Source organism: Actinomadura litoris (assembly GCF_009733595.1).
In the GTDB taxonomy this organism is placed as follows: Bacteria; Actinomycetota; Actinomycetes; order Streptosporangiales; family Streptosporangiaceae; genus Spirillospora; species Spirillospora litoris.
The window spans coordinates 112073-125905 of sequence record NZ_WOFH01000020.1 but is presented as its reverse complement, the minus strand read 5'-3'; the positions used below and the strand labels follow the sequence as shown (position 1 = coordinate 125905).

The 13833-nt window shown below is 73.1% G+C and carries 13 protein-coding genes; 8 read left to right on the top strand and 5 right to left on the bottom strand.

The features are described 5' to 3' along the window. Position 1: 1 nt before the first annotated feature. Complete coding sequence (gene hutH / locus GNZ18_RS38290) at positions 2–1546, bottom strand: histidine ammonia-lyase (RefSeq protein WP_156222025.1); 1545 nt, start codon at positions 1544–1546, stop codon at positions 2–4. A 182-nt stretch (positions 1547–1728) separates the two neighbouring features. On the opposite strand from hutH, the gene GNZ18_RS38285 reads away from it, so the two are divergent. The 8 genes from GNZ18_RS38285 (at position 1729) to GNZ18_RS38250 (ending at position 10184) form a co-directional block, all read left to right on the top strand. Beyond that, positions 1729–2493, top strand: a complete 765-nt coding sequence (locus GNZ18_RS38285; RefSeq protein WP_156222023.1) for an IclR family transcriptional regulator — start codon at positions 1729–1731, stop codon at positions 2491–2493. Positions 2494–2924: 431 nt separating this feature from the next. Further along, positions 2925–3953: a TauD/TfdA family dioxygenase gene (locus tag GNZ18_RS38280; RefSeq protein WP_156222021.1), complete on the top strand. Its 1029-nt coding sequence runs from the start codon at positions 2925–2927 to the stop codon at positions 3951–3953. 10 nt (positions 3954–3963) lie between these two features. Next, on the top strand, positions 3964–5754 hold the full coding sequence (locus tag GNZ18_RS38275) for a non-ribosomal peptide synthetase (RefSeq protein ID WP_156222019.1): 1791 nt from the start codon (positions 3964–3966) through the stop codon (positions 5752–5754). Positions 5755–5756: 2 nt separating this feature from the next. Beyond that, complete coding sequence (locus GNZ18_RS38270; protein ID WP_156222017.1) at positions 5757–6311, top strand: GNAT family N-acetyltransferase; 555 nt, start codon at positions 5757–5759, stop codon at positions 6309–6311. Continuing rightward, positions 6304–7110 carry an alpha/beta fold hydrolase gene (locus tag GNZ18_RS38265; RefSeq protein WP_156222015.1) on the top strand — a complete coding sequence of 269 codons (807 nt, stop codon included), beginning with the start codon at positions 6304–6306 and terminating at the stop codon, positions 7108–7110. The genes GNZ18_RS38270 and GNZ18_RS38265 overlap by 8 nt, the downstream gene beginning before the upstream one ends. Positions 7111–7188: 78 nt before the next feature. Further along, positions 7189–7836, top strand: coding sequence for a LysE family translocator (locus tag GNZ18_RS38260; RefSeq protein WP_156222013.1), 648 nt, complete (start codon positions 7189–7191; stop codon positions 7834–7836). Positions 7837–7849: 13 nt separating this feature from the next. Next, positions 7850–8797 carry a 2,3-diaminopropionate biosynthesis protein SbnA gene (gene sbnA, locus GNZ18_RS38255; protein ID WP_214616691.1) on the top strand — a complete coding sequence of 316 codons (948 nt, stop codon included), beginning with the start codon at positions 7850–7852 and terminating at the stop codon, positions 8795–8797. Between the two features lie 25 nt (positions 8798–8822). Beyond that, positions 8823–10184: a cation:proton antiporter gene (locus GNZ18_RS38250; RefSeq protein WP_156222011.1), complete on the top strand. Its 1362-nt coding sequence runs from the start codon at positions 8823–8825 to the stop codon at positions 10182–10184. A 69-nt stretch (positions 10185–10253) separates the two neighbouring features. Here the strand turns inward: GNZ18_RS38250 and GNZ18_RS38245 are convergent, their stop codons facing one another. From GNZ18_RS38245 to GNZ18_RS38235, 4 genes are read right to left on the bottom strand one after another with little or no spacing between them, the layout of a single operon-like run. Further along, positions 10254–11177, bottom strand: coding sequence for an ABC transporter substrate-binding protein (locus tag GNZ18_RS38245; RefSeq protein ID WP_216651574.1), 924 nt, complete (start codon positions 11175–11177; stop codon positions 10254–10256). 27 nt (positions 11178–11204) lie between these two features. Next, positions 11205–11891: an ABC transporter permease gene (locus tag GNZ18_RS42850; protein ID WP_242885121.1), complete on the bottom strand. Its 687-nt coding sequence runs from the start codon at positions 11889–11891 to the stop codon at positions 11205–11207. Further along, a complete protein-coding gene (locus GNZ18_RS42845; RefSeq protein ID WP_242885122.1) occupies positions 11888–12538 on the bottom strand; it encodes an ABC transporter permease in 651 nt (216 codons plus the stop codon). The genes GNZ18_RS42850 and GNZ18_RS42845 overlap by 4 nt, the downstream gene beginning before the upstream one ends. Then, positions 12538–13701, bottom strand: coding sequence for an ABC transporter ATP-binding protein (locus GNZ18_RS38235; RefSeq protein WP_156222103.1), 1164 nt, complete (start codon positions 13699–13701; stop codon positions 12538–12540). Before GNZ18_RS38235 ends, GNZ18_RS42845 begins: the two co-directional genes overlap by 1 nt. Between the last annotated feature and the right edge of the window lie 132 nt (positions 13702–13833).

Sequence of the window (13833 nt, the reverse complement as noted above, 5' to 3'; positions counted from 1 at the left end):
TTCAGGAGAGGGGGCCGGTGACGGCCTCGGCGGCGGCGACGAGCGAGCCGTCCCGGACGAGCCGGGTGGCGGCGGCGATCTCGGGCGCGAGGTAGCGGTCGGGGCCGGGCGGCGGGACGGCCTCGCGCAGCCGGGCCACGACCGCGCCGGTGGCGGGGCCGGGACGCAGCGGGCTGCGCAGGTCGAGGGCCCGCGCGGCGGTGAGGATCTCGATCGCGACGACCTGGGTGAGGCCGTCCACGGCCTTGCGCAGCTTGCGCGCCGCGCTCCAGCCCATCGAGACGTGGTCCTCCTGCATCGCCGAGCTCGGGATCGAGTCGGCGCTCGACGGCACGGCGAGCCGCTTGAGGTCCGAGACGATCGCGGCCTGGGTGTACTGGGCGATCATGTGGCCGGAGTCCACGCCCGGGTCGTCGGCGAGGAAGGCGGGCAGCCCGTCGGAGCGGGCCCGGTCGAGCATCCGGTCGGTGCGGCGCTCGGACATCGAGGCGACGTCGGCGGCGGGCACGGCGAGGAAGTCCAGCACGTACGCGACGGGCGCGCCGTGGAAGTTGCCGTTGGACTCGACCCGGCCGTCCGGCAGCACGACGGGGTTGTCGACGGCGGAGACCAGCTCCCGCCCGGCGACCATCTCGGCGTGGGCGAGGGTGTCGCGCGCGGCGCCGTTCACCTGGGGGGCGCAGCGCAGGGAGTAGGCGTCCTGGACGCGGGTGCAGTCGGGCCCCCGGTGCGACTCCATGATCTCCGACTCGGCCAGCAGCGCCCGCAGGTTCGCGGCGGACGTGGCCTGCCCCGGGTGCGGCCGCAGCTCCTGCAGGTCGGCGGCGAACACGCGGTCGGTGCCGAGCAGCGCCTCCACGCTCATCGCCGCCGCCACGTCGGCGGCGGTCAGCAGCCGGTGCAGGTCGCGGATGGCGAGGACGAGCATGCCGAGCATGCCGTCCGTCCCGTTCAGCAGGGCGAGGCCCTCCTTGGCGCCGAGCGTCACCGGCTCGATCCCGGCCTCGGCGAGCGCCTCGGCGGCCGGGCGCAGCTCGCCCCCGGCGTCGCGCACCGAGCCCTCGCCGATCAGCGCCAGCGCCACGTGCGCGAGCGGGGCGAGGTCGCCGGAGCAGCCGAGGCTGCCGTGCTCGAACACCTGCGGGGTGATGCCCGCGTTGAGCAGCGCGGCGAGCGTCCGCGCGGTCACCGGCTGGACGCCCGTCCGGCCGGTGGCGAGCGTCCGCAGCCGCAGCAGCATCAGCGCCCGCACGACCTCCCGCTCGACCTCGGGCCCCGACCCGGCCGCGTGCGACCGGACGATGTTGAGCTGGAGCCGCGCCCGCAGTTCGGGGGCGATGTGCCGGGTGGCGAGCGCCCCGAAGCCGGTCGAGACGCCGTAGACGGGCGTGGGCCTGGCCGACAGCTCCTCGATGTGCTCCCGGGCCGCCGCGACGAGCGCGAGCGACTCCTCGGTCAGCGCGACCCGCGCGCCGTCCCGGGCCACGGCCTCGACCTGCGCGAAGCTCAGCGGCTCCGGCCCGACCCGGACATCAACGTCCCCCATAGCGAATCCCTACCCGGCGGGCCCGCGCCCGCCTAATGCCGTGCCCGGCGGGCTCGCGCCCGCCGATCCAAACCGGGCGGGCAGACGCCCGCCGATCCCATGTCCACCATTGGAACGCCCCGACCGCCGCCACAGGCAGACCCGGACCGCCCCATCTGTCTCACATACGAGACTATGGGACGATGAGCCAGGTCCCCGCCGCCCGACGGGCCCTCGCCGTGCTGCGCCTGCTCGCGGGCGCGCCCGGCCCGCTGCCCGCCTCCGCGATCGCCCGCGCCCTCGAACTGCCGCGCTCCAGCGCCTACCACCTGCTGACCGCGATGGCCGAGGACGGCTTCGTCTCCTACCTGCCCGAGGAGCGCCGCTGGGGCCTCGGCGTCGGCGCGTTCGAGGTCGGCTCCGCCTACCTGCGCCACGAGCCCCTCGAACGCCTCGCCCGCCCCCTGCTGCGCCGCCTGGTGGACCGGCTCGGCGAGATCGCGCAGCTCGGCGTCCTGCACGGGGCCGAGACCCTCTACCTGCTCAAGGAGCAGCCGCCCCGGCACGCGACGCTGGTCACCGACGTCGGCGTCCGGATGCCCGCCCAGCTCACCGCGAGCGGCCTCTCGCTGCTCGCCCACCTCCCCCCGGCGCAGGTCAGGGCCCTGTTCCCGCACCCCTTCATCGACCGGACGGGACGCGGCCCGGCCACCCTGCGCGAGCTGCGCCAGGTCCTGGCGCGCGACGCCCAGCGCGGCTGGTCGGCCGAAGACGGCCACATCACCGAGGGCTTCGCCAGCATCGCCGCCTGCTCCTTCGACCACACCGGCCACCCCACCGCCGCGATCACGGTCACCTTCCGCCGGGAGGGGCACCCGCCGGAGACCTGGCCCGCGCTCGCGGGCGTCGTCCGGGCGACCGCGACGTCCCTCACCACGCGCCTTACCGGCCGTCCGCCCGGCCGCTGACCGCCCGGCCACCTCCCCGCGCCCGCTTTATTGGTCCGGCGATAACGGGGCATAAGCAGCGGGGAAAATCACCGCCCGCCCCGCCGCCGGTAAATCACACGAGCCCCACCGGCACCAATTCGAAGGTTTTCTATCCCCTTTCGGATAGCGCGCCGACCGTTGACACGCCTCCGGGGCGGTCTTACGCTCGATCCGTTCCCCTGATCTGCTTAAGAACGGCTGGCGATACGCGGGCCTTTTCGCCTTTAGGTGCCGAGGTCGTACGCGATAGCCCCTTTTGCTCGCATCGTTCACAGCACTGCCCGCCACTCCGCCCGCCAGCGGAGAACCCGCGATTCCCGCGTCCCTTACGCATTTCCATGGCCGGTGCCCGGTAGGCCGACGGGTGCTCCGGCTGGACCGCTCCCGCGCCCACAACGGAAGGGAAAGCAATGACGACCGAACTGCCCGACGTCGACGTCGCCCGGGTCTTCGAGGACTCGGCGCTGCCCGCCCTGGTCACCCCCCGCGCCCCCGGCACCGACCTCGTGGCCTGGGCCGCCGCGAACAACGAGGCGGTGCGCGACCTGGTCCTGAGCGCCGGCGGGGTGCTGTTCCGCGGCTTCGAGGGGACCGCCGACGTCGAGGTCTTCCGCAAGTTCTGCGCGAGCTTCCCGCACCCGCTGCTGGACTACACCGAGCAGTCCTCCCCGCGCGACCCGCTGGGCGACCAGGTCTACACCTCCACGACCTACCCCGCCGACCAGTACATCCCGTTCCACAACGCGAACTCCTTCGGGCACGAGTTCCCGCTCAACATCTGGTTCTCCTGCATCCGGACCGCGACCAAGGGCGGCCGCACCCCGATCGCCGACACCCGGCGCGTGCTGGCCGCGCTCAGCGACGACACCAGGGAGCAATTCGAGAGCAAGGGAATCCTGTACGTCCGCAACTACTACGACGGAATGGGGGTGCCCTGGCAGGAGACGTTCGACACCGACTCGCGCGAGGAGGCCGAGAAGTTCATGCGGGACGGGCGCATCGCGTTCCGCTGGCATTCGGAAGGCCCGCTGATCCTGGAGACCCGCCAGGTCAGGCACGCGATCCTGGAGCACCCGAAGACCGGGGACAAGGTGTGGTTCAACCAGGGCCACCTGTTCCACAAGGCGTCGCTCGACGAGCGCATCAGGCCGCTCACCCGCCAGTTCAACGACTGGCAGCTCCCCCGCAACGCCTTCTTCGGCGACGGCACCCCGATCCCGGACGAGACCGTCCAGGAGATCTTCGACGCCTACACCGAGGCCGAGCTCAGCTTCGACTGGCAGGCCGGCGACTACCTGATGCTGGACAACCTCCTGACCTCGCACGCCAGGACCCCCTTCGAGGGGAGCCAGCGGCTGATCTCGGTGGCGTTCTCGGAGATGTTCACCGACTACGAACCGCAGTTCGCCAAGTACGGCGTCGCCTCCCTGACCGCCTAGGCCGCCCCCGATGGCAGCAACCGCCACGGTCGCGGCCCTGGTCGAGGGCCGGTGCGCGGCCCGGCCCTCGGCCGTCGCGGTCGAGTCGCCGGACGGCGCCACCGCCACCTACGCCGACCTGCGCGACCGGATCGCCCGCATCGCCGCCGCGCTCGGGCCGCCGCCCGCCGCGTCCCCGGACGGGCCCTTCCCGCACGGGACGGTCGCGGTCGACCTTCCGAGCGGCCTGGACTTCTGCGCCGCCGTGATCGCGGTCCTCGCGCGCGGCGCCGCGCTGTTCGCCGTCGACCGGACCCAGCCGCGGGCCCGCCTCGCCGCCATGCTGGGCATCGTCGCGCCGGAGATCGTGATCACCGGCGGCCCCGGCGGGACGGCGGCGGACCTGGCGCCCGGCGCGCGGACGGTCGACGTCGCGGCGCTCCCCGACGCCCCGCCGGGGCCCGGTCCGTCCTTCGCAACGCCCGCCCCCGGCGGCGACGCCCCCGCGTACGTGGTCTTCACGTCCGGGAGCACCGGGGTGCCCAAGGCCACGGTCAACACCCACGCGGGCCTGCTGAACCACCTGGTCTTCATGGGGGTCGTCTGCCCCCTGCCGGAGGACGGCCGCGTCCTGCTGAAGTCGGCGCGCTCCTTCGACGCGTGGCTGCTGGAGTTCTTCTGGGCCCTCACCCAGGGGCGCACGCTGGTGCTGGCCGACGAGGAACGCGCCACCGACGCCCGCTACCTCGCCGACGCGCTCGCCACGAGGTCGATCCACGGCTTCGTGTGCGTGCCGTCCCTGCTCCGGCGGGTGTTCTCGGTGCTGGAGCGGACGGCGGGGCGCACCGACCTGCGCGTGGTCGTCTCGGCGGGCGAGCCGCTGCGGGCCGACCTCGCCACCACGGTCCTGACGGCCACGGACGCGCGGCTGTTCAACTTCTACGGCCCGGCGGAGGCGGCGATCGACGTCGCCTTCCACGAGGTCACCGGCCCGCCGGTGGACGATCCCGTCCCGGTCGGGCGGCCGATCCCGGGCAACCGGCTGACGGTCCGGGACACCGCCGGCGCCGACGTCACCGGCTCCGGGCGGACCGGCGAGCTGGTGGTGACCGGCGACCACGTCGGCCTCGGCTACGCCGGCGACGCGGCCGCCACGTCCGCCGCGTTCACCACGGGCCCGGACGGCGTCCGGAGCTACGCCACCGGCGACCTCGCCTTCCTGGGCCCCGACAGGAACTTCTACCTCGGAGGAAGAATGGACACCCAGGTCAAGATCAACGGAGTGCGGATCGAGACGGCCGAGATCGAGGCGTGCCTGCTGCGGCACAAGACCGTCGCGGACTGCACGGTCCAGGTCACCACGTCCGGCGACGTGCCGGTGCTGGTCGCGTTCATCAAGCCCGAAGGCGACGCCGAGCCGCTGAGCGAGTACATCAACTACCTGCGCGAGAAGCTGCCGCCGGTGATGGTGCCGCCCGCCTATGTGTTCCTGAACGAGTTCGAGTACCTGCCGAGCGGCAAGAAGGACACCTCCAAGCTGGTCTTCCCGCGCGGCCTGCCGACCGTCACCGCCGCCGACTTCGAGGAGCCGGCCGAGGGGACCGAGCGTGCGCTCGCGGACATCTGGGAGGCGGTGCTCGGCGTGGCGCCGGTCGGCGCCACCGACGAGTTCGCGCTGATCGGCGGCGACTCGCTGAAGCTCATCGACACGCTCGTGAAGGTGTCGGACTCCCTGTACCCCGACGTCTTCGCCCTCGGCATCACCCGGCTGTCGACGGTGCGCGACCTGGCGCGGAAGATCGAGCAGGCCCAGGGGCGCTAGCGGTGGCCGCCGTCTCCCTGCGCGCCCACGAGGACGTGGACGCGGCGCGCCTGGCCGACCTGCTGCGCGAGGCGGGCCGGGCCGAGCACGACCACCTGCCCGAGGAGCGGGTCGCCGGCTACCTGGCCCGGCTGCGCGGCGGCGAGCTGCGCTGCATCGCGGCCGTCGACGGCGAGGTGGTCGGCGCCGCGGTGCTCTACTCGCGGTTCGGGCCGCTCCATCCGATCCCCGGCGGGTTCCTCCGCCTGGAGGGACTGTACGTGGACGAGGTCGTGGTGACCGGGGCGTGGCGGCGGCACGGCTGGTCGCGGACGTTACTGGCCGGGATCCGGGAGGTCGAGGGGCATGGGCCCGACATCTACATCGACTGCGACGCGGCGAACCTCGCCTCGGTCGCCATGATGGGCTCCGCGGGGTTCGGGCACCTCGCCGACTACGACGACCCGGCCCGCGCCGCGTCGCCGTCCCGGCCCCGGACGACCAGCCTGTTCCGGCACCCCGGCCGCCCGGTGGGCGCGTCCGGGGCCCCGGCGAAGGGGGCGGTGGGCGTTGAGTAGCGCGCACCTGGACGTCCGGGCGGACGCGGCCCCCGGCCTGCCCTGGGTCGTGGTCTGCAACACCGTCGGCGTCCCGCACACCGTGTTCGACCGGCTGGCCGCGACGCTCGCGGGGCGGTTCTCGGTGCTGCGCTGGTCCACCGGCCTCACCGAGCGGGACGCGCCCCACGGGCGGCCCCTCGACCTGACGGTGGACGCCCATGCCGAGGAGGCCGCGCGGCTCCTGCGCAAGCACGGCGTGACGGAGTTCGTGGGGGTGTCGTGGTGTTCGGGGACGGAGATCCTGCATCGCCTGTCACGCGGCGGCGACGCCGCGGTGCGCGGGTTCTGCTGCGTGAACGGGGCGTTCGACCTCGGCCCGGACGGCCCGTCCTCGGGCTGGGAGGGCACCGTGGAGCCGCTGTTCCAGGTGATCCGCTCCCGGCCGGAGTCGGTCGAGGGCGTCTCGGCGCTGCTGCGGACCGCCGCCGACACCGCCGCCGAGGGCGGGGACCCGGCCCTGCGCTTCCCCTACTCCACCCCCGAACGGCTGATCGGATACGCGGGCCAATGCCTGGAGATGAAGCGCTCGCGCACCGCCATGGGATTCGTCCGGTCCCTCGCCCCCGGGCTGTACCTGTCCGGTTCGGCGGACGGCGTGCAGCCGCCCGCCGTCACCGAGGCGGCGGCGCGGCTGTCGGGGTCCCCGTTCGAGCTGGTGGAGGGCGGCGGGCATGCCATGATGGCCGGCAGCCAGGCGGTGTGCGACCGGATCCGCGCGTACTGCGAGACCGTGCCGCCCGGTCCGGGCGCGTCCTGAGTCCCCGGGAGGTGGACAGCGATCGCGGACGGGAACCCCTACCTGGTCTTCGCCGGGCTGGCCCTCACCGTCGTGCTGATGCCCGGCGCCGACACCATCCTCGTCTTCCGCACGAGCCGCGCCTACGGCGTCCGCACGGGCCTGACGACGGCGGTCGGCGTGGTGACCGGGCCCGTCATCTGGGGCGCGCTCTCGGGGATCGGCGTGGCGCTGCTGATCGCCCGCAACCACGCCGTGTACACGCTGCTGGCGCTGGCCGGGGCGGCCTACCTGCTGTACCTGGCGGCGGGCTGCTTCCGGGCGGCGGTGACGGGCTCCACCGCGCTGGCCGACGCGCAGCCGGCGGGCACGGACCCGGCCGGCACGGACGGCGCGCCGCCGGAACGCGCCGGGGCGGGGCCGTCCAGCCCCTACGTCACCGGCCTGCTGACCAACCTGCTCAACCCGAAGATCGGCGTCTTCTACGTGTCGGTCATGCCGGGGCTGTTCCAGAAGCGGCCCGACCTCTGGGTGGGCGGCTCGCTCGGCCTGATCCAGTCGTCGATGGGGCTGCTGTTCCTCGGCGGCGTCGCGCTGGCGGCCGGCCGGGCCCGCCGCTACCTCGCCAGCCGCAGGGCGAGCCGGGTGGTGGAGGTCCTCGCCGGAGGATGCCTGCTGGTCTTCGCGCTCTACGTCGTCTGGTCGGTCCTGCACTCGACGCCCGCCGTGGACGCCACGGGGCCGTGACACACCCACGGGGGTGACCGTGATTTTCGAAAAGGGCTCCGAACTGATCCTCGACGACGTCTTCCTCACGCTGCCGGACCTGGCGCCGGGACGGGAGGTCCTGCTGAAGATCGAGTGCATGAACCCGGCCGGCTCCATCAAGATGAAGACGGCGCTGGCCCTGATCGAGGACGTGGAGGCCGCGGGCGCCCTCGGCCCCGGAAAGCGGGTCATCGAGTCCTCCTCGGGCAACCTCGGCATCGCGCTCGCCGCGGTCTGCACCGAGCGGGGCTACGACCTCACGATCGTGACCGACCCCAACGCCACCTCCGACGCCGTCGCGATGATGCGGGCGTTCGGCGCGGACGTGCGGACCGTGACCGCCACCGACGCCAACGGCGGCTACCTCGGCTCCCGCCTGGAGTACATCAGGGCGGCGCTGGCCGCCGACCCCGCCCTCGTCTGGCCGAACCAGTACGCCAACCCGGCGAACGCGCGGGCGCACGAGCGGACGACCGCGCCCGCCATCCTCAAGGAGCTGGGGCACCTCGACGCGCTGTTCGTCGGCGTCGGCACCGCGGGCACGCTGCGCGGCTGCCTCGACCACCTCCGGGCGATGAACGCCAGGACGCGGGTCTTCGCGGTCGACACCGTCGGCTCGGTCACCTTCGGCGGCGAGGCGCGGCCCCGGTTCGTCCCGGGGATCGGCTCCAGCCGCCGCCCCGAGCTGTTCGAGGACACCGGGGAATTCGACAAGGTGCTGGTGCACGAGCGGGACGCCGTCCGCGAGTGCCGCCTCATGGCCCGCCGGCACGGCCTGCTCGTCGGGGGCTCCACGGGCTCGGTGCTCGCCGCCGCGCGGCGGCTGTGCGGGGGCCTCGCGGAGGGCGCGCGGTGCGTCGTCATCTCCCCGGACTCGGGCGCGAAGTACCTGAAGAGCGTCTTCTCCGACCCGTGGGTGGCCGAGCGCCACCTCGGCTAGCGACCGTCCGGAACCCGGGGGAACCTTGACACCGCACGCCCAGTCCGCCGCGCCCGCCGTCGTACGTGCCACCGCAGAGGCCACCGCGCAGGCCACCGCGCGGGCCACCGCCGCGCACGCCGCCGAGAGCACCATCGGAACCGTCCTCATCGACCTCGCGCTGATCCTGCTCGCCGCGTCCGTGTTCGCCGCACTCGCCGGGCGGGTGCGGCAGCCCGCGGTGATGGGTGAGATCGTCGCGGGCGTCGCGCTCGGGCCGAGCGTCCTCGGGGCCTTCCCCGGCGACCCGGTCGGCGTGCTGTTCCCCGCCTCGGCCCGCCCCCACCTGAACGTCCTCGCCCAGTTGAGCCTCGTCCTGTTCATGTTCGGCGTCGGCTACCGGTTCAGCCCGTCGCACCTGCGGGGCGGCGCCGGGCGGCTGACGGCGGTGTCGCTGAGCTCGGTGGCCCTCCCGTTCGCGCTCGGCGCGGGGCTCGCGGTGCTGCTGCGCCCGTGGTTCGACACCTCCCAGTTACGGGACGGCGGGACGCTCGGGCCCGTGCTGTTCCTCGGCGCCGCCATGTCGATCACCGCCTTCCCCGTCCTCGCGCGGATCATCGACGAGCGGGACATGCGCCGCGACCCGCTCGGGACCATGGCGCTGGCCAGCGCGGCGCTCCAGGACTTCCTCGCGTGGTGCGTGCTCGCCGTGGTCGTCGCGGTGGTCACCTCGGGCGACCCCTGGGACGTCGGCCGGACGGTCGTCGGCGGCCTGGGGTTCGCCGCCGTCCTGGTCGGCGTCGTACGTCCCCTGCTCTCCTGGCTGCTGGCGCCGGGCCGCCTCGCGGGCGACGGCGCCCGGGTCATCCACGCCGTGCTCGGCATCGGCCTGCTCGTCTCGGCGTGGACCACGCAGGAGATCGGCCTGCACGCGGTCTTCGGCGCGTTCCTGTTCGGCGCGGTGGTGCCCGGGGACCACATCGACGCGCGGGCCCCGGCCGTGCCCGAGCGCATCGAGCAGACGAGCCTGCTGCTGCTCCCGGTGTTCTTCACCGTGACCGGCCTGTCGGTGGACCTCGGCGGCCTCGGCCGGCAGGGGCTCGTGATGGTGCTCGCGGTCGTCGCGGTGGCCTGCGCCGGGAAGATCGGCGGCGGCGCGGGCGCGGCCCGGCTCACCGGCGCGAGCGGCCACGACTCGCTCGTCCTCGGGATCCTGCTCAACACCCGGGGGCTCACCGAGCTGGTGATCTTGAACGTGGGCCTCAGCCTCGGCGTCCTGGACTCGCGGCTGTTCACCGCGATGGTGGTGATGGCCCTGGTCAGCACGCTCATGACCGGCCCGCTCCTGGACCGCCTCCACGAGCGGACCCGAGCCGCCAGCCCCGCGCCCGACCCGCTGCACCAGTAGCACCCGCCCCCGACGGAACGGGCCCCGCTCCGGATGCGGAGCGGGGCCCGTGGACGTCCGGGACGCGGGTCAGGCCAGGCCGGCCTTCTTCAGCCAGTCCTTGGCGACCTTCTCCTGGTCCTCCTTGTCGATGGCGACGCGCTTCATCATGTCCAGGAGGTCCTGGGTGGTGAGCTTGGCCGAGACGGCGTTGAGCGCGGCCCTGGCCTCGGCGTTCACCGCGGACTTGTTCACCAGCGGCGTCACGTTCTGCGCGGTGAAGACGTGCTCGGGGTCCTCCAGGACGACCAGCTTCTTCTGCGGGATCGTGGGGTCGGTGGTGAACAGGTCGGCGGCCTGGATCTTGTCCTCGGTGAGCAGCTTGACCAGCGTGGCCTGGGCGCCCGCGTCGAACGGCTGGAACTTCTTGAACTCCAGGCCGTACTTGGCCTTGAGGCCGACGAGGCCCTGCTGGCGGGTCTTGAACTCCGACGGCCCCGCGATCACGAGCTGCTTCGCCACCGGCTTGAGGTCGGTGATGCTCTTCAGCTTGTACTTCGCGGCGGTCTGCGGGTTGACGGTGACCGAGTCCTTGTCCTCCGCCTTGGCCGAGTCGAGGATCTCCACGCTCGCCGGCAGCTTGGCCTTGAGCGCCGCGTTGACCTCCTCGGTGGTGGTCGCGGTGCTGGACTTGTCGACCGAGGTGGACAGCAGCGCGCCGTTGTACTCGGGCATCACGCTGATGCCGCCCTTGACGACCTGGTCGTAGTAGATCTCGCGGGCGCCGATGTTGAGCTTGCGCTCGACCTTGAGGCCCTTGGCCTCCAGCGCCTGCGCGTAGACCTCGCCGATGAGGCCGCTCTCGGGGAAGTTGGCGCCGCCGACCGTGATCGTGCCCTTCTTGCCGCCCCCGGCCAGCGGGTTGCCGTCGTCGCCGTCGTCACCACCACCGCAGGCCGACAGCGCGAGTGCGGCCACCAGGCCGACGGCGGCGGCGCGGATCATATTCTTCATTGTCGGTTTTCCTTCTCTTCTGACCGTTCAGGAGGAACGGGCGGTGCCGAGCAGGCCCGGCGAGACGACGATGCGGCGCAGTGCCGCGAAGATCAGCTGGACGATCACCGCGAGCGCCACGACCAGCACGGTCCCGCCGACGACGAGCTGGTAGTCGTTGCGGGCCAGGCCGTCGATGATGTAGCGGCCGAGCCCGCCGAAGCCGGGGTAGGCGGCGATCGTCGCGGTCGCCACGACCTGGATCGCGGACGTGCGGAGCCCGAGCAGGATCAGCGGCAGCGCCATCGGCACCTCGGCCCGCCACAGTACGCCCCACTCCGACATGCCCATGCCGCGCGCCGCGTCCTTGGCCTCGGGATCGACGCCGCGCAGGCCCTCGTAGGTGTTCACCAGGATCGGCGGGACGGCGAGGGCGACGAGCGCGATCAGCACCGGGACGATGCTGTACTCGATGACGACGACGAACAGCACCAGGCCGAACGTCGGGATCGCGCGGGCGATGTTGGCGACGCTGATCGCGAGGAAGCCGCCGCGCCCGGTGTGCCCGACCAGCAGCCCGAGCGCCAGCCCGATCAGCGCCGCGAACAGCAGCGACACCCCGCTGTAGTACAGGTGCTGGACGAGCCGGTGCGGGATGCCGTCCTCACCGTGCCACTGCGCGGACGCGGTCAGCCACGACCAGGACAGGTCGATCTGGTTCCACAGGTCGTTCACGACGCCCTCCCGCGCGCTCGCGCCCACGGGGTGAGCAGCCGCTGGACGATCACCAGGACCGCGTCGGTGACCAGGGCCAGCACGATGATCAGCACCGAGGCGGCGATGATCTGGGTTTGGAACTGCAGCTGGTAGCCGCGGATGATGTCGTAGCCGAGCCCGCCCTGCCCGACGAGCTGGCCGATCGCGACGAGGCTGATCGAGGACACCGCCGCGACCCTGACCCCGGCGATCACGATGGGCACCGCGATCGGCAGCTCGACCCGCAGCAGGCGGCGCAGCGTCCCGAAGCCCATCGCGGTCGCCGCCTGCCGGACCGGCTCGGAGACCGAGGCGAGGCCGTCCACCACGTTCGGGACGAGCACCGACAGGCTGTAGAGGGTCAGCGGGATCATGACCGTCGCGGGCTCCAGCCCGGTGTACTGGATGAAGACCATGAACAGCGCGAGCGAGGGGATCGCGTAGAGGATGTTCGAGGCCGTCAGCACCGGCGGGTACAGCCAGCCCCAGCGGCGGCACAGCACGCCGAGCGGCAGCGAGATCAGCAGCCCGAACAGCACCGGCAGCAGCGCGAGGCGCAGGTGGATGAGGGCGTGATCGGTGAGCGTGTCGGTGTGGTCGCCGATCCAGCCCCAGTCGATGTCCATCAGTCGGAGGCACCGTCCCGCACGGCGGACGCGGAGTCGGCGCCGGCCGTGTCGACGGGATGCTCCTTGCCGGGGCGCCGGTGGTGCTCGCCATGGGTGGGGACGGCGAGCAGCTCCGCGCCGCCGGTCACGCCGACCACGGCGCCGCCGCCGTCGACGCCGACCGCGAGCCCGGCCGGGGACAGCACGGCCGCGTCCAGCGCGCCGCGCACCGAGTCGGCGCCGACCTGGAACGTCCCGCCGACCGGGGCGAGCGCCGCGTCGGCGAGCGGGCCGGTGACCTCCGGGCCGCGGACCCAGCCGAGCGGGTGCCGGGCCTCGTCGACCACCAGCACCCAGTCGAGCCCCGCGGTGTCGGCGGGCGCGGCGGTCACCGGGCGGACCAGGTCGTCGCGCAGGCTCAGCTCGGCGGTGTCGGCGAAGGACAGGCTGCGGATGCCGCGGTTCTGGCCGACGAAGCCCGCCACGAAGTCGTCGGCGGGGTGGGCCAGCAGGTCCTCGGGGGCGGCGACCTGGACCAGCTCGCCGCCGGTGCGGAACACCGCGATCCGGTCGCCGAGCTTGATCGCCTCGTCGATGTCGTGGGTGACGAACACGATGGTCTTGTGCAGCTCGTCCTGGAGGCGGAGGAACTCGTCCTGCAGTTCGGCGCGGACGACCGGGTCGACGGCGCTGAACGGCTCGTCCATCAGCATGATCGGCGGGTCGGCGGCCAGGGCGCGGGCGACGCCGACGCGCTGCTGCTGGCCGCCCGAGAGCTGGAAGGGGTAGCGCTTGGCCATCCCGGCGTCGAGCCCGACGCGCTCCATCAACTGGCGGGCGGTGTCGCGGGCCTTCTTCTTGTTCCAGCGCAGCAGGTAGGGGACGGTGGCGATGTTGTCCTCGATCGTGCGGTGCGGGAACAGCCCGGCGTGCTGGATGACGTAGCCGATGCCGCGCCGCAGCTCGGCGGGTTTGCGCTCGCGGACGTCCTGCCCGTCGATCAGCACCCGCCCGCCGGTCGGCTCCACCATCCGGTTGATGGTGCGCAGCGCCGTCGTCTTGCCCCCGCCGGACGTGCCGACGAACACCGTGATCTGCCCGGTGGGGCACTCCAGGCTCACATCGTCCAAGGCGACGGTGCCGTCGGGGTAGCGCTTGGTCACGCCCTCAAAGGTGATCAAACGGTTCACGTCCTCGTCGGGCGCCGCAACGCCGGTCATCGATTTCGGCCTTCTACCCAACCGTAGCCAATGGGTACCGTCGACCCCGTGCCCCGGTATGTCCGGAACCACGCATGTTAAGCGTATCTACCG